A 20,904-nucleotide genomic window follows, 5' to 3' on the forward strand; every position below is an offset into this window, starting at 1 on the left:
AGAGTTCACCCGACCCCTTGGCCGAAGCCGTCGATCCGTGCTCTCATTTCGGCCCAGGGCTCGACGACGTGCTGCTTGGTTGCTTTGGGGAGGGCAATGTGGCGGATACCGCCATGTCCGGTGCCGGAACTACCGGGGGAGACGACCCCCTCCAGCGGGCGATATGGCGGCTGCGCTCGCGCGGCTGTTGGACCGACGCGGCGGCCCTGCTGACGCCGCACCTGCCCGACGCCGGCGCGGCCGTGCAGCGGACCGCGCTGCTGGTCGAACGGTGTCTGTTCACCGGGCAGGGCTGGGCGGAGGCGGAGGACGCGCTGCGGGTCGCGGAGGCGGTGGCCCGGGACGACGACGAGCGGGGCTCGGCGGCGTGCGAGCGGGGGCAGCTGGCGTACGCGGCCACGGTGCTCGGGGTCCGCGACCGCTCGGACGAGGCCCGGTCGGCGCTGGGCCGGGCGGCGGCGCTGCTGTCCCCGGGGTCCCGGACTCGGCCCTTGCTGGACTTCCGCCGCGGCCTGGTCGCGGAACACCTGGCGGACGACCCCCAGTCGGCCCGGCCCGCGTACCGCCGCGCCCACGCCGGGGCCCTGGCCCACGGGGACACCCTCCTCCTGTCGTTCACCTGGCGGCACCTGGCGGCGCTGGCCCTGCGGGACGGGGAGGTGGCGGAGGCCCGCAAGGGCTTCGCGGAGTCGCTGCGCATCCGGGAGGAGCTGGGCTTCCTGATCGGCACGGCACCGGCGCTGGCGGCGCTGGCCGAAGCCGAGCCGGAACCGGAGGCCGCCCGCCTGCGCGCGGAGGCCCGCCGCCTGTTCCACCTCCTGGGCGGCATCCCCACCTGGCTGGCGGACCAGCTCCGCCCGGCTCCGGCGACCTGACGGCGCGGGCCCGTGCGGGGCCCCGGTCAGGTGCCGGTGAAGTGGTTGCGGATCAGGGGTTCGATCAGCGGGAGGTCGCCTGCGATCAGGGCCTCCAGCAGGGCCGAGTGCTCCGCCGCGTCCGCGACGAGGTCCGCCCTGCGGACCCGCGGAGCGCCCGGCAGCGGCCACTGGGACCGGCGGTGCAGTTCCTCCGCGACCTGGACCAGCTGGTCGTTCCCGCCCAGGGAGAGGACCTCCCGGTGGAAGGCCCGGTCCGCATCCGCGTACCCCGGGAGGTCACCGGCCGCGGCGGCCTCGGCCGTGGCGGCCGCCGCCGGCCGCAGCGCCGACCAGGCCTCCGCCGGGACCGTACGGGCCAGCCGCAGCATCACCGGCACCTCCAGCAGCGCGCGGACCTCCACCAGCTCCGCCAGGGCCCGCGGCGTACGCGACAGCACCCGGAAGCCCCGGTTCGGCAGACATTCCACCGCCCCTTCGAGCGCCAGCTGCTGCATCGCCTCGCGCACGGGCGTCGCGGAGACGCCGAAGCGCTCACCCAGGGCCGGCCCGGAGTAGATCTCCCCCGGCACCAGCTCGCCGTCGACGAGCGCGGCACGCAGCGCGTCCAGTACCTGCGCGCGCACCGAATGGCGCAGCACCTTCTGCGTCGGGATCAGCGCCGTCACCCCGACGTGGGCCGCTTCGTGCACTCGGTCCTCCTCCGGGTTCGACCTGGGCCCTCAGAGAATAGGTGAATCGGTCCTGCAAGTGCTGGTACAGGCCACCGAGATCAGCTAAGGTAAGGCTTACCTTTGCCCTTAGCATCCGTGCGAATCGGTGGTTCCGCCATGCCCGACAGCTCCGTCGTCGCCCCGCCCCCGGCCGGCTCTCCGGTGGCGGACGCGTACGCACGCCTGTCGCAGGTGTACGACAGGCTGCAGGTCACCGAGCGCGCAGCGCACGAGACCGCCCCTCGCGGTGTGGGGTGGGTCGGTGCGGACGCGCTCGCGGCGGGCGGAGCCGAGCTGGACGGGTACCTCGCGTGGGACGACGCCCAGGTCCTGCGGGACTACGGCCGCCAGGCCCGGCCCGACGTCGTGGCCACCTTCGGGCTGCACCGGTACGCATGGCCCGCGTGCCTGCTGATCACGGCCCCCTGGTTCCTCCACCGGCGGGTGCCCCGGCTGTCGGCGCAGCACGTGGCCTTCCACCGGACCCAGGGGCGCATGAGCGTGCGCATCGAGTCCTTCGCCTGCCTGCCGGACGATGCGGCGGCCGCTCTCCCCGGGGCCCGTGTCGTGCCCGACGAGGAGGCGCTGCGCGGTGAGGTGCGGGCTGCGGTGGCCGAGCACCTCGAGCCCCTCCTGGACGGCTTCGGCCCGCGCACGCGGCGCGGCCGCCGCGCCCTGTGGGGCATGGTGACCGACGAGATCGTCTCGGGCGTCTGGCACCTGGGCAAGCTCGTGGGCGAGGAGCGCCGGGCCAGGGCCGAGCTGGAGGCGCTGCTGCCCGGCAGGACGGCCCCGTACACCGCGGGCGCGGCGTTCCGCATGCTCTCCGGCCCGGACGGCGAACGGCTGCCCACCCGGGACCGGGCCAGCTGCTGCCTCTTCTACACGATCCGGCCCGAGGACACCTGCACCACGTGCCCCCGCACCTGCGACGCGGACCGCATCGTCCGCCTCACTGCTGCCGCCTGACATCTGAACCCACTCGTCCGGCTGACCGTAATCGAACACAACTCTGGCAGCACGAGCGGCAGTTCGAGCTACAACACCCTATCCGGCGGGCCCCACCCCCCGATGGCGTCCACTTGCCCCGAAACCCGCATGCCGGGCCGATCTCCTGCGCCACCATGGCTCCGGAAGGCCGCACACGCGAGGCAGAGGCAAGGGACATCCGCATGAGACTGACCGACATATCGCTGGACTGGCTGCTGCCCGGCAGCCTGCTGATCCTGGGCGTACTTGCGGCAGTTGCGGTACTGGCCCGGGGCAAGCGGGAGGGCGACAAGGCAGCGGCGGACGACACGTGGGAGCGCAGCGAAGAGCGGCGGCGGCGCAAGGAAGCCGTCTACGGAACCGCCTCCTACGTCCTGCTGTTCTGCTGCGCGGCGGTGGCCGCCGCGCTCTCCTTCCACGGACTGGTCGGCTTCGGCCGGCAGAACCTGAACCTCTCCGGGGGCTGGGAGTACCTGGTCCCCTTCGGCCTCGACGGCGCCGCCATGTTCTGCTCGGTGCTCGCCGTCCGTGAGGCCAGCCACGGTGACGCGGCCCTCGGCTCCCGCATGCTGGTCTGGCTGTTCGCGGGCGCGGCCGCCTGGTTCAACTGGGTGCACGCGCCGCGCGGCATGGGCCACGACGGCGCCCCGCAGTTCTTCGCCGGGATGTCGCTCTCGGCGGCCGTCCTCTTCGACCGCGCCCTCAAGCAGACCCGCCGGGCTGCACTGCGCGAACAGGGCCTGATTCCACGGCCCTTGCCGCAGATCCGGATGGTCCGCTGGCTGCGGGCCCCCCGGGAGACCTTCGGCGCCTGGTCACTCATGCTGCTGGAGGGGGTCCGCACCCTCGACGAGGCCGTCGACGAGGTACGCGAGGACAAGCGCGAGCGGGAGCAGGACCGCCACCGCAGGCGCGACCAGAACCGGCTGGACCGGGCCCGCATCAAGGCCCTGGGCCGGCAGAACCGGGCGTTCGGGCGATCCCGCGCCCGCCAGGTCGACGTGCCGGGGCTGGCCCCCGGGTCGGGCTCCGCGCCGGTCGGCGCGGAGCCGGCCATAGCGGAAACGGGACAGCTGCCCGCCCCGCTCCGCCGGCCCTCCCTGCAGGCCGTGCACCGGACCGAGATCGCTGAGGTGACCGGCCCCCGGACGGTGGACCTCACCGCCGAGGACGACACCCAGACCATCCCCCGCCTCGACTCGCTCGAGCGCAAACTCAAGGATCTGGAACAGCAGTTCGGCTGAACGGCTGCACCCCACCCAGGACCTCGGAGGGCCCGCCGGTCAGGCGGGCCCTCCGCCGTACGTTCCGCCGTACGTCGCCTCGTATGTCGCGTCGTACGTCCCTACGCCCCGTCGTACATCCCGAGGGTGCCGTCCAGCTCGAACCACACCACCTTGCCGCCGGCCTGCACCGGCGTGTCCACGCCCCAGGCGTCGGCGAGGGCCTGGACCAGCATCAGTCCCCGGCCGTGCGTACCGTCGTCGGCGGTCGGTACGTACGGCCGGGGCCGGCGCGAGGCGTAGTCCCGGACCTCCACCCTCAGCCGGTCCGCGGCGAGCCGCGCGGACACCTCTGCGCCCTGGTCGGTGTGGACGAGGGCATTGGTGACGAGCTCGGTGATCAGCAGCTCCGCCACCTCCGCGGTGTCGGCCGGGCACCGGTGGTGCATCAAGTCCCGTAATGCCCGGCGCACTTCTCCCACAGCCTTGAGATCCGCCCGGCGTACGCTCCGGCTGATCTCCAGCGCGTCCACCGCTCGCCCGTCCTCGACGGACGGTTCACGCGGTACGGGCCGCCCTCTTCTCCACTGCTTTCCGGTCTTCGCCCCCACCCGCACGGCGATGTACCTCCCCCGTGTCCCATGGATCTCGAACTGGTCTACGGGATGCATGCCCGCCGGGGCAATCCGCACTCCTGCGGGCTTACGGGCGCGGCACGTTGCGCCGGTTGGATCGAGCCATCTGGATCATCCGGCCGACCCCTCCGTCCAGCACGATCTTGCTGGCCGAAAGTGCAAAACCGGTCACCATCTCGGCGCTGATCCTGGGCGGAACGGACAAGGCGCTGGGATCGGTCACCACGTCCACCAAGGCGGGTCCTTTGTGCCGGAACGCGTCCTTCAGAGCCCCGGTGAGCTGCTTGGGCTTCTCCACCCGGACCCCGAAGGCGCCCGCCGCGCGCGCGATGGCCGCGAAATCCGGGTTGTGATGGGTCGTTCCGTACGAGGGCAGGCCGGAAACCGGCATCTCCAACTCGACCATCCCGAGAGATGAGTTGTTGAAGAGGACCACTTTGACGGGCAGGTCGTACTGCACGAGGGTGAGGAAATCTCCCATCGGCATCGAGAAACCGCCGTCGCCCGACATCGACACCACTTGACGGCCGCGGTCCGTGAACTGTGCGCCGCTTGCCGTTCGGGGAAAGATAGCGTGCCGCCCACACGTTGCACATGCCCGTGTCGACGGTGAACACAGCGTCGTCGTCCGCGAGTTCATCGAGAACCGAGGCCACGTACTCGGGGTGGATCGGGGTGTGCTTCTCCGCCGGGCGCGCAGGGTCTCCCGGGAAGTCCGTGCCGAGCAGGATCAGCAGGTCGCACTCGCGCGTGGCCTCGTAGGCGGCGCCGCAGCCGAGCAGCCCGCTCATGCCGACGTCGTACGGATCTGCCGTACAGGCGATACCTGCGCATGCCTCCTGACCTGGGGCGGGTCGGGTCAGCGGCCCCGCTCCCGACGGGCCTGTCACCCGAATGGAGCAATCCAACGCGCCACCCAGATGGGTGAAGATCAAGCTGAATAGTGCCCCAACCGCGGCAATCCGTGAAAGGGAACCACATGCGCATTCGACGAATCCTCGCCGCCGTCATCGCCACGGCAGCCCTCGCCGGACTCGGTCTCACAGGCGCCACCACCGCCACCGCCACCGCACAGGGTGCCCCATCCGTCGTCACCCCTTCTGAGTGCAAGCAGGGCGGCGGAACGCCCGCGGTCAATGAGGCGGGCAACTACTGCAAGGGCGGTACCTACGACGGTCAGCAAGTCGACTAAACGCGACAAGGCGCCCCGCAGCCACGCGCCGCGGGGCGCTCCCGCGCTTGTCTTACTGGATCCACTCCTTGCCGCGCAGGGCGTGCCCGACGGGCGTCTTGACCCGGCCCGCGAACTCCATGACCTCGGCGTGCGCCCCGGCGGTGCCGCTGCCGCAGAACAGGTGGAGGCGAGCGCGAGCACCGGGGCCATCGAGCGGTGGGCGTCGTAGAGGCCGTTGATCAGGTGCTGGTTGCCGGGGCCGCAGGAGCCTGCGCAGGCGGCGAGCCGGCCCGTGATGTGGGCCTCGGCCCCGGCGGCGAAGGCGGCCGTCTCCTCGTGCCGGACCTGGATCCACTCGATGCCGCCCGTACGCCGGATGGCGTCGACGACGGGGTTCAGGCTGTCGCCGACGACTTCGTACATCCGCGGACGAGGATGTCATCCATGCACGTTCCGCCGGTTACGCCTCCCAGACCGCGGCGGCCGTCCGGTCGTCGGCGTAGCCCTTGAGGCGGAGCTGGGTGTCCGCGAGGAAGGCCGCGAGGCCGGGGGGTTCCGGGTCGGCCCAGCGGGCCGCGAGTTCGGCCGAAAGGAGGCCCTCCTCGCGCATGGGGTCGGCGAGCCCGCCGGAGCAGAGCAGCAGGGTGTCGCCGGGCCGGGCCACGGCGGCCCGGAACCGGAACCCGTCCCCGCCGGTCTCGGTCGATTCCGGCTCCGGCTCCGGCTTCGGTTCCGGCTCCAGGTCCTCCCATGCCCCGGCCCGGAGCCGGAACAGGCCGCCGGCGCCCGCGCCGAAGCAGACCCGGGTCTTGCACTCGGGGTCGATGGGAAGCAGCAGCACGCGCAGGCCGGCGGTGTACGCGTCCTCCGGGAGCCCGAGCTCGGCGGCGTGCGCCCGCAGGCGGCCGTAGCCGCGGTCGGTGAGCCGCTGGAGCCCCGAGCGCAGGGCGTCGCGCCGGCCGGCGCGGATGTCGTCGGCCAGCCGCTCCCGGCTTCGGCCGACGGCCGATGCCATCCAGCGGCACAGCTCGACGGCGGCCTCGGCGGCCCCGGGGGCGGCCCGGTCGCCGCCGGCGAGGGCCACGAGGACGAGGGCGTCGTCGCCGGTGCCGAAGCGGGCGGTCAGCAGGAAGTCCCGCCGGGCCTCGCCGCGGAAGCGGGCGGAGTCCCCGCGTACGGAGGTGGCGCGCAGGGTGTACGTCCCGTGCCGGGCCCCCTCGAGGACGGTGTCGGGCACGAGCCCGTCGAGCACCCCCGGATCGGCGAGGGGCAGTGCCCCGGGCTCTGCGGCATAGGTGGGCGCGCGATCCCCCAGATACCCCACAACAGGCCGCTCCCCGCCCCGGCCCTCAGCCCCTGGCCCGTCATCGGCCCGCGACCCGCCGTCGAGCACGGCACCGGTACCGGCACCGGCACCGGGCCAGGACTCACCGGCGGCGCTCACCCCCGCGGCCTCCCCGGCCCCGGGCCACGCTTGTCCCGTGGATCCGGCCTCGGGCGCGGCACCGGTGTCAGCTCCGGACCCGCGCTTCGCGGCGGCGGCATCGGGCCCCGCTTCGGTCTCCGGGCCCGACCAGGAGCCCGACCAGGAGCCCGGCTCGGCACCGGAACGAGCCCGGGGCAGCGGGCCGGGGCCGGGGTCGGCCCAGGCCTCGGGCGGGCGCCCCGTGCCGTCCCCGGCCACCGGCCGGGTACCGGTGGCCGCACCCGTCCCGGGCTCGGCTCCCGCGGCGGAGCCGGTGTCGGGCCAGGGGCCCGTACCGGCGTCGGGTCCCGGGCCGGACTCCGGCCCGGGGGCGGGCCAGGAGCCCGCGACCTGCTCGGGGGCGCGCTCGGGCCACCCGGGGGCGGGGGCCGGGGGCTCGGGCGGGGTGTCACGCGGGACGCCCCAGCGCCAGACCGGCAGCTCGGGCGGCTCCTCCGGGAGCGCCGGGGGCACGGTCACGCTGCCGAGGCCGTATCCGGTCGTGCCGGGCTCCCGGGGGTCCCGGGGTGGCGGCGGCTCCGGCGTGGCCTCCCGCCGCGGCCCCGGCAGCACGGCATGCGGGGGCGCCCCGGGCGGCTCGGCACCCTGCGGTGGCACGGGCGGCACGGCCTGCGGCGGCTGCCCGGGCGGCACCGACACCGACGGCCCGGGCGGCACAGGCCATGGCGGCGGCCCCGGGGGCCCGGGTGTCGCGGGGCGCGGGGGCGGTAGGGCCGGGTCCGGTGGGGATGTCACTGCCGACGCCGAGTGGAAACGGCTCTCCAGCGTGTCCCCCGGGTCCGGGACCGGTCCCGCGTCCGGGTCCTCGTACAGCTTCTGCCACCAGTCGTCCGCGCCCTGCTGACTCATGGGCTCATTCTTGGCCCCCCAGAGCGGCAGAAAACGCCGAATACGCGAAATGGGGTCCACCGGGCCGCCGCCCGGTGGACCCCTTCCGTATCTCTCGTACGGCCTACCGGATGTCGTACGCCCGCGCGACCGTCTGGGTGACGGCGGCGCCGTTCGTGTCGGTGAGCTCCACCTTCAGCGTCACCTGCCGGCCGCTCCCGGCCGCGGCGTGGTTCACGACCGCCGACCACCGGCCGCCCCGCTCGGACACCTGTGCCTGCGTCCAGTGCTCACCGTCGTACGAGTACGACAGCTTCACCGACTTCAGCGCGCCCGGCACGTACCCCGCATGGCCCGTGGCCCCCAGCCCGATCGTCTGGCCGTCCGCCGCCGGCAGCGTCTTCATGCCGTCCGCCGGGATCGAGATCGACGGGAACAGGATCGGGATGGACTGCGAGTACTGGGCCGGGTCCTGCTTCGAGTCGAAGGTCCATGTCGTTGCCACCGCCTGCGAGCGCTGCCAGGTGCGCGCCGGCTGGCCGAACTTCTCGATCTGCTGTGTCAGTTCGTACGTGGCCTCCTCCGCGGGGACCTCGAAGACCCCCGACGGGTACCAGCTGTCGCCGATCTGCTCGCCGTTCCGCTTCAGGACGAGCCCGCCGACGTCTCCGAAGGAGCCCGGCTGCGCGAAGTGCCCGGTGTCCCCCCACATCGCGGAGGCGAAGCCGATCAGGTTTCCCTGCCGTTCGGCGGCCGGCTGCGGCCTGCCCGCGAGGTCGCGGCCGGCGACCGGGCCGACGACCCCGTCGTACCAGCTCTCGCTGCGCTTGCCGCCCTTGGCGTACGCGCGCTGCTGGTCGGTCATGAACTCGCCCCACGGGAAGCTGCTGGAGACCATGTGGTCCCAGGCGGTGTCCCCGGCGGAGTAGAACTCGGTGCGCTTGCCCGGGACCGCCACCGTGTCCAGGCCGCCGAAGTACACGGCGTTGCCGAGCGGCCGGTAGGCGCCGGTCAGGTCGACGAAGTCGGCGGCAACGCCCATCGAGTGGTACGTGGACTCGGCGGAGCCGAGGTCGCGGTCGCGCACCCGGTACGTCCGGTCCCCCTGCACCGCGCCCTTCTCCACCTGCGCCAGGTTGTAGACGTACGGGCTCTTCGCGCTGCCCTTCCAGTTCAGCGTGACCTTGCCGGCCGCGAGCTCGGCGAGCAGCGCCTTCGCCTCCGGCTGCTCGATGGTCAGGGCCGGGAGGGCGCCGCCCGCGTAGCCGGTGAAGCCGACCCAGCGGCCGGGGGCGTCACGGTGGGCGAGGACGGCCTTGGCCCCGGCCGCCTTCGCGTTGTCCGCGACCTCGTACAGCGCGCCGTCCTCGGCCTTGACCAGCACGATCGCGCCCTTGGCTCCGGCGGCGGCGAGCTCCTGCGGGGTGCCGGAGCCCGCGTCGACGAGCGGCGCGCTGCCGGTTCCGTCGAGGTTGTCGCTGCCGGTGGAGGCGGTGATCGGGTGCAGCGCCGGGCCGCCTGCGGCCTTCAGCTCGGAGATCAGCGGCGCGGCCGCGCGCCAGTAGCTGCCGAACTCGAACTGGCCCTCGTGCGCCCGGCCTTCGACCGAGGCGTAGTAGCCGCGTATGGTGCGCCCGCCCATCGCCGTGCCGGCGTGCAGCCAGGACGCGTCCCAGTACCGGGAGAAGGCGAGGGTGGTGCTGCGGGCCTCGGTCGGCCGGTCGGTGGCGATCGAGAGCCGGGCCGCCTTGCGGGCGTCCAGCACGATCACGGTGTCCTTCCTGACCTCCACCTGCGGGCGGCCCAGGTAGGTGAGGGAGTCGTACAGCGTGGCTCCGTCACCGGCGTCGAGGGTGCCGATGAAGCCGGAGAGGAAGTACGAGCCCGGGCGCACCCGGTAGACCTGGTCCACGGCGCCGTCGTTGAAGCGGCGCTCGCCACTGGCGTCGTCGGTGCCGATGACGTCGAGGGAGGACGGTCCGGCGGCGGGCTTGCCCGCGCGGTCGATCAGCTTGACGCGCAGGGTGACGGTCTCCGGCTCCACGTACAGCGAGAAGGGGGTGGAGACGTGCACGCCGTCCGCGGTGGCGACGACACGGCCCGTGACGTCCCCGTACTGGGAGCGCTCCAGCCGGGCCGCCGGGTCCAGGGCGAGCGGCACCTTGACGGTGGCGCCGGCCGGGACGGTCACCGTACGACGGTCCAGGCCTGCGATCCGGCTGCGGACGGCCGAGCCGTCGTTGCCGGTGACCTTCTCGACGGCGAGGTTCAGGGTGACGGGCCGGGCGCCCGAGTTGGTGTACGGGATCTCGACGGTCGTCCGGTCGCTGCGGTCCTGCGGCCAGTCGTACGTGCCGCCCTGGACGGCGGGGGCGCCGGTCACGGTGGTGTCGACGGCGGCCTTGACGTCGAGGCGGCCGCCGCCGGTCTGGCGCACGTCCCCGGGGACGCCGGAGTTCGCGGAGCCGACGAGGGCGGCCTTGACCTGCTGGGCGGTCCAGTCGGGGTGGCGCTGCTTGACGATGGCCGCGGCGCCGGCGACGTGCGGGGTGGCCATCGAGGTGCCGGACATGGACTGGTACGCGTACACCCCGCGCCCGCCCATGGCGGCGGCGGAGATCCCGACGCCCGGCGCGGCGATCTCGGGCTTGAGGGTGTGCCGGAGTCCGGCGGGTCCGCGGCTGGAGAAGGAGGGCGTGGTGTCGTCGCGGTCGACGGCGCCGACGGTCAGCACGCTGGGCGCACAACCCGGCGCGGAGACCGTGTTGTTGCCGGGGCCGGAGTTGCCGGCGGCGATCACGAAGAGGGTGCCGCTGCTCTGCGCGAGCCGCTCGGCGGCGGCCGACATGGGGTCGTCGCAGGCGGTCTGGGAGGGGTCGCCGAGGCTCATGGAGACCACGTCGGCCTTGCTCTCGACGGCCCACTCCATGCCCGCGATGATCCACGAGTCGAGGCCGTAGCCCTGGTCGCCCAGCACCTTGCCGCTGAGCAGTTCGGTGCCCGGCGCGACGCCCTTCTTGGCGCCGCCGCTCTCGGCTCCGGAGCCGCCGACCGTGGAAATGGTGTGGGTGCCGTGGCCCTGGCGGTCGGCGTCGGTGTCGGAGTCGGTGAAGTTCTTCGACGCGGCGACGCGGCCCTTGAGGTCGGGGTGCCCGAGGTCGGTGCCGGTGTCGAGGACGGCGACCTTGGTGCCCTTTCCGTCGTACCCGGCGGCCCAGGCGGCTGTGGCGCCCACCTGCTTGGTGGACCGCTCCAGGTTCGCCCGGACCTTGCCGTCGAGCCACAGCTTCTTCAGCCCGCCGGCGGCGCGGGAGCGGGTGTCGGTGACGTCCGCCCAGAAGGCGACGGCCTGCTGCTTGTCGGCGGCGAGGGCGACGGCCCCGATGGAGCCGAGGACGAGGGAGCGCTCGGCGCCGCGCGGGGCCGGGGGTGCGCTGCGCGCCAGGTCGGCGGAGCCGTCGTAGACCGCGATGAGCGGGAGCTTCTTGGCGTGTGCGTCGTCGTAGCCCTGCCGGATCAGGCCGGTGACGTTGAAGAGTTCCTGGTCGACCGTGCCGGCGGCGAGGGCCTTGACCGCGCTCTCGGGGTACACGTACAGGTCCTTGCCGCTCTGGCGGGTCTGCACGAGCGGCTGCGAGCCGTCCTCGCGCGGCATCGCGGTGGCGGCGGTGCGGCCGGCCGGGTCGGTGGACACCAGGATCCGGTCGCCGGTGACCAGGGTCACGGTGACGGGGGCCGTGGGCTGCTTTCCGGCCGCCTCGCTCCCGGCGATCGGTCTCCTCCCCGCTCCTCCAGGCGCTCCGTCGATCGGCTGTGCCGCCGACGGGCCGACGGCGGTGACGGCCAGGACGGCCGCGCAGGCCGCTCCCAGTACCGTGCGCGATATCGGGCGCATCGCTCTCCCCAGGTGAATTCCGGCCAATTGCTTCATCGCATGGCAAAGCTGCCCGCAAGTGGCTTCTGACCGGCGGATGTTGGTGCTGCGGTGGCGTCACCTTGGCAGAGAGCCGGGAGGTGCGGCGATGATGTCCGCGGCGGGTTTGCGCCGTGGCCGCTTCCCGCCAGGAACGGCGTCGAGAGGGTGGGTGGACCGGTTGCTGAGTGCGATAGGCCTGGACGAGGGCCAGGAGTCGGCGTACCGCGCGCTGGTGGCGCTGGGGGCTGCGGAGATACCGGACCTGGCGCACCGGCTGGCACTGCCGGTGCCGCAGACCGAGCGGGCGCTGCGGCACCTGGAGCGGCACGGGCTGGCGGCGCAGTCCTCGGCCCGGCCGGGGCGCTGGGTGGCGGCCCCGCCGGGGGTGGCGCTGGGGGCGCTGCTGACGCAGCAGCGGCACGAGCTGGAGCAGGCGGAGCTGGCGGCGGCGCTGCTGGCGCAGGAGTACCGGGCGGAGGCGGCCGAGCCGTCGGTGCACGACCTGGTGGAGGTGGTGACGGGGGCGAGCGCGGTGGCGCACCGCTTTCACCAGCTCCAGGTGGGCGCGGTGGAGGAGGTGTGCGCCCTGGTCAGCAGCCGGCCGCAGGTGGTGACGGGGATGGACAACGAGGCGGAGGAGCAGGCCGCCGCACGGGGCGTCGAGTACCGGGTGGTCATCGAGCGGGACGTGCTGACCCTGCCGACCGGCATCCGGGAGGCGTCGACGGCGCTCGCGCGGGGCGAGGGGGTCCGGGTGACAGGGCAGGTCCCGACCAGGCTGGTGATCGCGGACAGGTCGCTCGCGCTCGTGCCGCTGACGGGGCCCGGTGCGGAGCCGGCGGCGCTGGTGGTGCACGCGTCGGGGCTGCTGGAGTCCCTGACGGGGCTGTTCGAGGCGGTGTGGCGGGAGGCGCTGCCGCTGCGGCTGGGGGATGACGGGGCGGAGGTGTCCGAGGGCATCCCCGACACCACGGACCTGGAGATCCTGACGCTGCTGCTGGCCGGCATGACGGACGCGAGCGTGGCGAAGCACCTGGAGCTGGGGCTGCGGACGGTGCAGCGGCGGGTCAAGGGCCTGATGGAGCTGTCCGGGGTCACGACCCGGCTCCAGTTGGGCTGGCATGCGTACGAACGGGGCTGGGTGGCCCGATAGCCCCTGGTCGGTCAGGCTGAGCGCATGGATCTGCCTCAGCTGTTCCTGGTGGGGCTGGTGCTGCTGCTCGGGGTGCTCGGGGTACTGGTCCCGGGTGTTCCGGGGACCTGGCTGGTGTGGGCGGGCGTGCTGTGGTGGGCGCTGCACGAGCGCTCGGCGCCGGCGTGGTCCCTGCTGGTCTCGACGACGGCGCTGTTGCTGGTGGTCCAGGTGATCGAGTGGCAGCTGCCGCCGCGGCGGCTGCGCGGGGTGGGGGTCAGCCGCCGGATGGCGGTGTACGCGGGCGCCGGCGCGCTGCTCGGCTTCGTGGTGGTGCCGGTGCTGGGGGCGGTTCCGGGGTTCGTGGGGGGCATCTACCTGTGCGAGCGGCTGCGGCTGGGCACGCACGGCGAGGCCTGGGCCTCGGTGCGGGCGGTGATGCGGGCGGTGGGGACGAGCGTGCTGGTGGAGCTGCTCGCGTGCCTGATGGTGGTCGGCGCGTGGGTCGGGGCGGTACTGGTCGGCTGACGGACCGCCATGGCGTAACCCGACAATTCCCGGACGCCGAGTCCGTTGATCATCTTGCCTGTTTCCCAGGTCCCCGCTTGTCACAGTGGAAGGGACAGCAGTCCGACCAACTGTGAGAAGACCACAAGGGGATGAGTCATGAACGCTGACCACGCAGGCGTGTCCGTCACCGGGCTCGGGGCCACCACCCCGCTCGGCGGGGACGTGGAGACGACGTGGCGGGCGATGCTGCGCGGCGAGAACGGCATCCGGCCCATCGAGGAGGAGTGGGCCGCCGCGCTGCCCGTACGGATCGCGGGGCGGCTGCGGCAGGAGCCGGGTGAGGTACTGGACCGGGTACAGGCACGGCGGATGGACCGGTGCGAGCAGCTGGCGCTGGTCGCCGCGCGGGAGGCGTGGGCCGGAGCCGGGCGGCCGGAGGTGGAGCCGGAGCGGCTCGCCGTGGTCATCGGGACCGGGACGGGCGGGGCGCTGACCCTGCTCGGGCAGGACGACGTTCTGGAGTCCGCGGGCGTGCGGAAGGTCTCGCCGCACACCGTGCCGATGCTGATGGCGAACGGTCCGGCGGCATGGGTGAGCATCGACCTCGGTGCGCGCGGCGGCGCGCACACCCCGGTCAGCGCCTGCGCCTCGGGCGCGGAGGCGATCGCGCTGGGCCTGGACCTGATCCGCCTCGGCCGGGCCGACGTCGTGGTCGCCGGCGGCACGGAGGCATGCATCCATCCGCTGCCGCTGGCCGGATTCGCCCAGGCCAAGGCGCACTCCACGCGCAACGACGACCCGGCGGCCGCCTCCCGGCCGTTCGACACCGGCCGGGACGGGTTCGTCATCGGGGAGGGCGCGGGCGTGGTCGTCCTGGAGCGGGCCGCCTTCGCGGCGGCGCGCGGGGCCCGGGTCCACGCCACGCTGGCCGGGGCCGGGGTGACCTCCGACGCGCACCACATCACGGCAGCGCACGCGGAGGGCCAGGTACGGGCGATGCGGCTGGCGCTGGCCGCCGCCGGGCTCGCCCCCTCGGACATCGCGCACGTCCACGCACATGCCACGTCCACGCCGTCGGGGGACTTGGTGGAGGCACGGTCGGTCACCGAGGCGGTGGGCACCCACCCGGCGGTGACGGCGACCAAGTCGATGACGGGGCACCTGTTCGGAGCCGCCGGGGCGGTCGGCGCGATAGCAGCGATCCTCGCGGTACGGGACGGGGCGATCCCGGCGACCCGCAACCTCGACGCCCTCGACCCGGGCATCGGCCTGGACGTGGTCCGGGGCTCCGCGCGGCACGGCCGGGTGCCGGCCGCGCTGGCCAACGCGTTCGGTTTCGGCGGGCACAACGCCTCGCTGGTGTTCACGGCTTAAGACCATGGGCCCGGGTACGGCTCGGCCGCAGGCCCGATGCGGTGTGACTGCGGCGCTGTCAGGCTGGTGCGTATGACGGAGTTCAAGGGTTTCAGCGAGGCGGAGCTGGCGTACCTCGGGTCGCAGCGGCTGGGGCGGCTGGCGACGGTGGACGCGGCCGGGCAGCCGCAGGCGAACCCGGTGGGGTTCTTCCCGCAGGAGGACGGGACGATCCTGGTCGGCGGCCTGGCGATGGGATCGACGAAGAAGTGGCGGAACCTCCGGGGCAACCCGCGGCTCGCGCTGGTGGTGGACGATCTCGTGAGCACCCGGCCGTGGCGGGTCCGCGGGATCGAGGTCCGCGGGCGCGCCACCCTGGAGGTGGGCCCGCACACGCTGGGCCCGCACTTCAGCCCGGAGGTGATCCGGATCCATCCGGAGCGGGTGATCGCCTGGGGCCTTGACGACACGACCGAGGCCTGACGCCCGGCCCGAGGCCCGGCCCCTGCCGGAGCAGGGGCCGGGCCTCGGGCTGCGCCGGGGTCAGAAGCGGCCGTTGTGCTTCGCCGCGTAATTGGCCCGGCCGATCGCCGACTTCATCCGCCAGTCCCGGCGGATCTCTGAGCGGATCCTGGCGTCCGTCTTGGCGACGATCCGCTGGTTCTCCCGGAGCAGCTTGCGGTAGCTCTCCAGGCGCCGCTCCGGCAGTGCGCCGGCCTCGACCGCCTCGAGCACCGCGCACCCCGGCTCGGCCTCGTGCGCGCAGTCGTGGAAGCGGCAGTCGGCCGCGTACTCCTCGATCTCGGAGAAGACCTGGCCGACCCCGGCCTCGGCGTCCCACAGGCCGACGCCCCGCAGTCCCGGCGTGTCGATGAGGACGCCCCCGCCGGGCAGGGCCAGCAGGTTGCGGGTGGTCGTCGTGTGCCGGCCCTTGCCGTCCACGTCGCGCGTGGCCTGCACGTCCATGACGTCGGAGCCGAGCAGGGCGTTCGCCAGCGTGGACTTGCCCGCGCCGGAGATGCCGAGCAGCACGCTCGTACCGCCGGCGACGACGGCCGCCAGTACGTCCGTGCCCTCCCCGGTGTGGGAGGAGACGGTGAGGACGTCGACGCCCGGCGCCGTGGTCTCCACGTCCTGGACCAGGTGCGAGAGCGTCACCGGGTCCGGTACGAGGTCCGCCTTGGTCAGGACGACCAGCGGTTGTGCGCCGGACTCCCAGGCGAGGGCCAGGAAGCGCTCGATGCGGCCCAGGTCGAGTTCGACGGCCAGCGAGACCGCGATGATCGCGTGGTCGACGTTGGCGGCCAGGATCTGCCCCTCGGAGCGCTGCGAGGAGGTGGAGCGTACGAAGGCGGTCCGGCGCGGCAGGTACGTCTTCACGTACCGGGGGTTGCCGGCCGCCTCGACGACGGCCCAGTCACCGGTGCAGATGACGCGGAGCGGGTCGTGCGGGGTGACGAAGGCGGTGTCGGCGCGGACGATGCCGTCCGCGGTCATGACGTCGCACCGGCCGCGGTCCACCCGCACCACGCGGCCGGGCACCAGGCCCTGGTCGGTGTACGGGGCGAACTCGGCCTCCCACGCCTCGTCCCAGCCGAGGGGGGTGAGGGCGGGCGCGTACGAAGAAGACGGAAACGACGGGGAAGAAGAGAAAGACAAGGGGAAACCCTTCACAGGGTGGCCCCGGCAGCGCGCGCTCAGCGGCGCGCGAAGAGGTGTGAGGTCAGCCGGAGACCACGGAAGTGACATTGATGGTCTTCTGGGAGCGGTCCGCGCCCTGCGTGACGACAGTCCTCAATGAACTCACCTCCGGGTCATGCACGTGCCGGCAGTTCCACGCCGATCGGCGGGAACACGATCAACGTAGCAAGTGCGCTCAGGAGCCCGCCAATTCTTTTCCGGCGCCCGTTCGGCACGCATGTCCGATTCGTTCAAGACCGGCGGGCGGGGCGGCTCCTAGCCTGGGCGCATGACTCCCCGACTCGACCTGTTCGGCCTGGTCGTCTCCGACATGGCCGCCTCGCTCGCCTTCTACCGCCGCCTGGGCCTGGACATCCCGGCCGGGGCGGAGGAACAGCCGCATGTGGAGGTCGTCCTCCCCGGCCGGCTTCGGATCGCCTGGGACACGGAGGACGTCGTCCGCTCCTTCGACCCCTCCTGGACCCGTCCCGCCGAGGACAGCCGGCGGGACCTGGCGTTCCTGTGTGACTCCCCCGCAGAGGTGGACGCGGTGTACGCGGAGCTGACGGATGCCGGGTACAAGGGCCACCTGGAGCCCTGGGACGCCTTCTGGGGACAGCGCTACGCCGTCGTCCTCGACCCGGACGGCTGCGGCGTCTCGCTGTTCGCCCCGGCCGAAGCGCCCGCCGGGGCGTAGGCCCGGGTGTGGGCCCGGGTGTGAGCCTGGGTGTGCGCTTGGGTGTGGGCCGCCGCGTAGGCCCCCGGGGTGGTCCCGGCCAGCGCCCGCACCTCGCGGGCGAGATGGGCCTGGTCCGCGTACCCGGCCCGGTACGCCACCTCGGCCTGCGGCAGCCCCCGCCGCGTCAGCTCCAGCGCCCGCTGGAGCCGCAGCACCCGCCCGAGCGTGCGGGGTCCGTAGCCGAAGGCGTCGAGGGAGCGCCGGTGCAGCTGGCGCGTCCCGAGGCCGACCGCCGCGGCCACGGCGGCCACCGACTCCCCCGCACGGAGCCCGGCCGCCACCCGGGCGGCGAGGTGGTCGGGGGTCGCGCTCCGGTCCGCGCGGCTGCGGGCCAGCCGCTCCAGCCCCGCGCCGGGGTCCTCGTACGCACTCATCCGCTCGGCGAGGGCCCGCACCTCGGGCCCTGGCCAGAGGTCGGCCAGCCCGACCCGCCGGTCCCGCAGCTCGTACGCCGGTACGCCGAGCAGCGCGGGCGCCGTACCGGGGGCGAACCGCAGCCCCGACACGAGGCCGAAGGCCCCGCCCGGCACCTCCCCGACGGGGTGCGGGCCGGTGTCGGGGCCGGCCACCAGCAGCCGCCCGTCGACCCACAGCAGGTCCATGCAGCCGTCGGGCAGGACCGGCCCGCCGGGCGCCCCGGCCCGGCGCCACACGATCGCGCCGGGCACCAGCAGGGACGGCCGCTCCTGGTACCCCTGCTCCTCGTACCCCTGCTCCCCGTGCACAGCGCCAGGCTACGGCCGGTCCGGTGCTCAGTGCTTGCGCAGGCGGGAGGAGTAGTCCTCCGGCGGCAGGAAGTTCGACCAGCGCTCCGGGAACTCGGACGGCATCCCGGCGTCGCCCTCGTCGTCGTCGTCCTCCGACTCGCCCTCGGCCAGCGCCCGCCAGGCGGCGGCCCGCGCGACCAGCTGCGCGGCCTCCGCCTCCCGGGCCCGCTCGTTCGCCTCGCGGGCCGCGGCGGTGGCCACGGACGGCCAGACGCGGTCGATGGCGGCGTTGACGGCCGCGCCGACCAGGACGGCGAAGGCCGACACGCCGATCCACAGCAGGACGGCGACCGGCGCGGCCAGCGATCCGTAGATGGTCGGGCCCTCGACGGTGTTGGTCAGGTAGATCCGCAGCAGGAACGAGCCCAGCACCCACATGGCGAGCGCCACCAGCGCGCCCGGCACGTCCTCGATCCACGGGGAGCGCACGGGTACGGACACGTGGTACAGCGTGGTCAGGAAGGCGATGGACAGCAGGGTGACCGTCGGCCAGTACAGCACCGCGATCACTTCCGTGCTCCAGGGCACCCAGCGGACGACGGCGTCCGGCCCCGCCACCATCAGCGGCAGCACGACCGCGCCGATCACGAGGGCGATCACGTAGAGCAGGAAGGCCAGCAGCCGGGTCTTGACGATGCCGCGCTGGCCGTCGAGCCCGTACATCACGGTGATGGTGTCGATGAAGACGTTGACGGCCCGCGAGCCCGACCAGAGGGCGAACGCGAAGCCGAGGGAGATCAGGTCCGGGCGGCCGGCTTTGGTGACGTCGTCGAGCATCGGTTTCGCGATGTCGCTGACGCCCCGGTCGGAGAGCACGGTGCCGACCGCGTTCAGGATGTTCTCCTCGATGGAGGCCACGAAGGTGCCGCCCGTCCAGCCGTCCACGTACCCGAGCAGGCCCAGCAGGCCGAGGAACAGCGGCGGCAGCGAGAGCAGTGTGAAGAACGCCGCTTCGGCCGCCAGGCCGAGGATCCGGTACTCGATGCACGAATTGACGGTGTCTTTCAGGAGCAGCCACGCCATCTTGCGCTTGGAGACGTTGCGGTAGAGGGCGCGGGCCCGATGGAGCCGCCCGGGGACCCGCTCGGGTGTTTCTTTTGCTGGCTGCACGTCCTTACGGTATCCGCATGGCAGCCACCACCCACACCGTCACCAACCAGCCCCCTCCCCTGGTGGGCTACGACGTCTACGGCACCGACCGGGCCCTTCGCGAGGGCGTGGAGCGGCACCTGTCGGCCTCGGCGCCCGAACTCCTCGGCGAAGTGCGGGAGGAGCTCTCGGAGCTCGGGCGGGCCACGGGCTCGGCGCAGGCCCAGCGGTGGGGTGCGCTGGCGAACGAGAACCCACCGAAACTTCGTACGCACGACCGGTACGGCAACCGGATCGACGAGGTGGAGTTTCACCCGGCCTGGCACCGGCTGCTCGGACACGCGGTGGGCGCCGGGCTGACCGATGCGTGGGGCCGGCCGGCCGGGCACCTGCGCCGCGCGGCCGGGTTCTTCGTGTGGTCGCAGGCCGAGGCGGGGCACGGCTGCCCGGTCTCGATGACCCATGCGGCCGTACCGGCGCTGCGGACGGACCCGGAACTGGCCGCCGAATGGGAGCCGCGGCTGACCTCACACGTGTACGAGGAGGGGCTGCGGCCGGCCGCGCAGAAGGGCGGGGTGCTGTTCGGCATGGGGATGACGGAGAAGCAGGGCGGCAGCGACGTACGGGCGAACACGACGGCGGCGAAGCCGCTGGACGCGGCGGGCGAGTACCTGCTGACGGGGCACAAGTGGTTCTGCTCGGCACCGATGTCGGACGGGTTCCTGGTGCTGGCGCAGGCTCCCGGGGGGCTGACCTGCTTCCTGGTGCCGCGGGTGCTGGAGGACGGCACGCGCAACGTGTTCGCGATCCAGCGGCTGAAGGACAAGCTCGGCAACCGGTCGAACGCGTCGGGCGAGGTGGAGTTCGACGGGACGTGGGCGCGGCGGGTCGGCGAGGAGGGGCGGGGGGTGCGGACCATCATCGGGATGGTCGCGGCGACCCGGCTGGACTGCGTGCTGGGCTCGGCCGCGCAGATGCGGCAGGCGCTGACGCAGGCCGTGCACCATACGGAGCACCGCTCTGCTTTCGGAGCACGGCTCATCGAGCAGCCGCTGATGCGCAACGTGCTGGCCGACCTCGCGCTGGAGTCGGAGGCGGCGACGACGCTGGCGCTACGGCTCGCGGCCGCCTACGACGCCGGGACGGAGCAGGAGCGGGCCTTCCTGCGCATCGCGGTGCCCGCCGCGAAGTACTGGGTGACCAAGCGCTGTACGCCGATGGTGGCGGAGGCGCTGGAGTGTCTGGGCGGCAACGGCTACGTCGAGGAGTCCGGGCTGCCGCGGCTGCTGCGCGAGTCCCCGCTGAACTCGATCTGGGAGGGCTCGGGCAACGTACAGGCCCTGGACGTGCTGCGGGCCCTGCAGCGGGAGCCGCAGGCGCTGAACGCGTTCCTCCAAGAGGTGGGGCAGGCGCGCGGCGCCGACCACCGGCTGGATTCGGCCATCAAGGGGCTGCTGACGGAGCTCGCGGACCTGGAGGGCATCGAGGCGCGGGCGCGCCGGGTGGTGGAGCGCATCGCCCTGGTGCTCCAGGGATCGCTGCTGGTGCGCTGGGCGCCGCCGGAGGTGGCGGACGCGTTCTGCGCCTCGCGCCTGGGCGGCGACGGGGGTGCGGCCTTCGGCACGCTGCCGCACAGCCTGGGGCTGGGTGCACTGGTCGAACGGGCGCGGATCGCGGACACCCTCTAGGTTCCGGGCCCTGTCCCCAAACAGGTCCGAGCCGGGATCCGGACCCGTTGACCGGGAGCAGGGGTGGCGCCGCGCCGACTCGGCACCACCCCTGATCCGAAAGCCC

General features: G+C 73.6%; 16 protein-coding genes and 1 pseudogene. 9 read left to right on the forward strand and 8 right to left on the reverse strand.

Annotation, left to right across the window (positions count from 1 at the left end; translation table 11 throughout):
- Nucleotides 1-98: 98 nt before the first annotated feature.
- Nucleotides 99-875, forward strand: a complete 777-nt coding sequence (locus OHT74_RS09060; RefSeq protein ID WP_266662417.1) for a hypothetical protein — start codon at nt 99-101, stop codon at nt 873-875.
- 26 nt (nt 876-901) lie between these two features.
- On the opposite strand, the gene OHT74_RS09065 is transcribed toward OHT74_RS09060, so the two are convergent.
- The gene (locus OHT74_RS09065; RefSeq protein WP_266662419.1) at nt 902-1,567 is read right to left on the reverse strand and encodes a GntR family transcriptional regulator; all 666 of its coding nucleotides are present in this window, start codon (nt 1,565-1,567) and stop codon (nt 902-904) included.
- A 138-nt stretch (nt 1,568-1,705) separates the two neighbouring features.
- Here OHT74_RS09065 and OHT74_RS09070 point away from each other — a divergent pair, with 138 nt between their 5' ends.
- Nucleotides 1,706-2,557, forward strand: coding sequence for a (2Fe-2S)-binding protein (locus OHT74_RS09070; RefSeq protein ID WP_266662421.1), 852 nt, complete (start codon nt 1,706-1,708; stop codon nt 2,555-2,557).
- Nucleotides 2,558-2,760: 203 nt separating this feature from the next.
- Nucleotides 2,761-3,822 carry a DUF2637 domain-containing protein gene (locus tag OHT74_RS09075; protein WP_266662423.1) on the forward strand — a complete coding sequence of 354 codons (1,062 nt, stop codon included), beginning with the start codon at nt 2,761-2,763 and terminating at the stop codon, nt 3,820-3,822.
- A 101-nt stretch (nt 3,823-3,923) separates the two neighbouring features.
- Here OHT74_RS09075 and OHT74_RS09080 read toward each other — a convergent pair whose 3' ends face one another.
- The 4 genes and pseudogenes from OHT74_RS09080 to OHT74_RS09105 form a co-directional block, all read right to left on the reverse strand.
- Nucleotides 3,924-4,325: an ATP-binding protein gene (locus OHT74_RS09080; protein ID WP_443047698.1), complete on the reverse strand. Its 402-nt coding sequence runs from the start codon at nt 4,323-4,325 to the stop codon at nt 3,924-3,926.
- Between the two features lie 178 nt (nt 4,326-4,503).
- Nucleotides 4,504-6,033: pseudogene (locus OHT74_RS42115) on the reverse strand (thiamine pyrophosphate-dependent enzyme).
- Nucleotides 6,034-6,070: 37 nt separating this feature from the next.
- Nucleotides 6,071-7,945: a protein phosphatase 2C domain-containing protein gene (locus OHT74_RS09100; protein WP_328619968.1), complete on the reverse strand. Its 1,875-nt coding sequence runs from the start codon at nt 7,943-7,945 to the stop codon at nt 6,071-6,073.
- 103 nt (nt 7,946-8,048) lie between these two features.
- Entirely contained in the window at nt 8,049-11,819 is a 3,771-nt protein-coding gene (locus OHT74_RS09105) for a S8 family peptidase (protein WP_328619969.1), read from the reverse strand.
- 199 nt (nt 11,820-12,018) lie between these two features.
- On the opposite strand from OHT74_RS09105, the gene OHT74_RS09110 reads away from it, so the two are divergent.
- The 4 genes from OHT74_RS09110 (at nt 12,019) to OHT74_RS09125 (ending at nt 15,318) form a co-directional block, all read left to right on the forward strand.
- The gene (locus OHT74_RS09110) at nt 12,019-12,993 is read left to right on the forward strand and encodes a helix-turn-helix domain-containing protein (protein ID WP_328619970.1); all 975 of its coding nucleotides are present in this window, start codon (nt 12,019-12,021) and stop codon (nt 12,991-12,993) included.
- A 24-nt stretch (nt 12,994-13,017) separates the two neighbouring features.
- Nucleotides 13,018-13,500 carry a DUF456 domain-containing protein gene (locus tag OHT74_RS09115; RefSeq protein WP_266662435.1) on the forward strand — a complete coding sequence of 161 codons (483 nt, stop codon included), beginning with the start codon at nt 13,018-13,020 and terminating at the stop codon, nt 13,498-13,500.
- Nucleotides 13,501-13,638: 138 nt separating this feature from the next.
- Nucleotides 13,639-14,856 (forward strand): beta-ketoacyl-[acyl-carrier-protein] synthase family protein, encoded by a 1,218-nt coding sequence (locus tag OHT74_RS09120; RefSeq protein ID WP_328619971.1) that lies wholly within the window; start codon nt 13,639-13,641, stop codon nt 14,854-14,856.
- Nucleotides 14,857-14,928: 72 nt separating this feature from the next.
- Nucleotides 14,929-15,318, forward strand: coding sequence for a PPOX class F420-dependent oxidoreductase (locus OHT74_RS09125; protein ID WP_266662444.1), 390 nt, complete (start codon nt 14,929-14,931; stop codon nt 15,316-15,318).
- A 60-nt stretch (nt 15,319-15,378) separates the two neighbouring features.
- Here the strand turns inward: OHT74_RS09125 and rsgA are convergent, their stop codons facing one another.
- On the reverse strand, nt 15,379-16,494 hold the full coding sequence (rsgA, locus tag OHT74_RS09130; RefSeq protein ID WP_266997687.1) for a ribosome small subunit-dependent GTPase A: 1,116 nt from the start codon (nt 16,492-16,494) through the stop codon (nt 15,379-15,381).
- Nucleotides 16,495-16,804: 310 nt separating this feature from the next.
- Here rsgA and OHT74_RS09135 point away from each other — a divergent pair, with 310 nt between their 5' ends.
- The gene (locus OHT74_RS09135) at nt 16,805-17,212 is read left to right on the forward strand and encodes a VOC family protein (RefSeq protein WP_266662448.1); all 408 of its coding nucleotides are present in this window, start codon (nt 16,805-16,807) and stop codon (nt 17,210-17,212) included.
- Here OHT74_RS09135 and OHT74_RS09140 read toward each other — a convergent pair.
- Both OHT74_RS09140 and OHT74_RS09145 read right to left on the reverse strand, forming a co-directional pair.
- A complete protein-coding gene (locus OHT74_RS09140) occupies nt 17,137-17,979 on the reverse strand; it encodes a helix-turn-helix transcriptional regulator (protein WP_266662450.1) in 843 nt (280 codons plus the stop codon). The genes OHT74_RS09135 and OHT74_RS09140 overlap by 76 nt on opposite strands.
- Nucleotides 17,980-18,006: 27 nt before the next feature.
- The gene (locus tag OHT74_RS09145) at nt 18,007-19,131 is read right to left on the reverse strand and encodes a YihY/virulence factor BrkB family protein (protein WP_328619972.1); all 1,125 of its coding nucleotides are present in this window, start codon (nt 19,129-19,131) and stop codon (nt 18,007-18,009) included.
- Between the two features lie 17 nt (nt 19,132-19,148).
- Between OHT74_RS09145 and OHT74_RS09150 the strand changes: the two genes are divergently transcribed.
- On the forward strand, nt 19,149-20,798 hold the full coding sequence (locus OHT74_RS09150; protein WP_328619973.1) for an acyl-CoA dehydrogenase family protein: 1,650 nt from the start codon (nt 19,149-19,151) through the stop codon (nt 20,796-20,798).
- Nucleotides 20,799-20,904: the final 106 nt, after the last annotated feature.

Origin of the sequence: Streptomyces sp. NBC_00354, from assembly GCF_036106915.1 — a bacterium.
Taxonomy (GTDB): domain Bacteria; phylum Actinomycetota; class Actinomycetes; order Streptomycetales; family Streptomycetaceae; genus Streptomyces.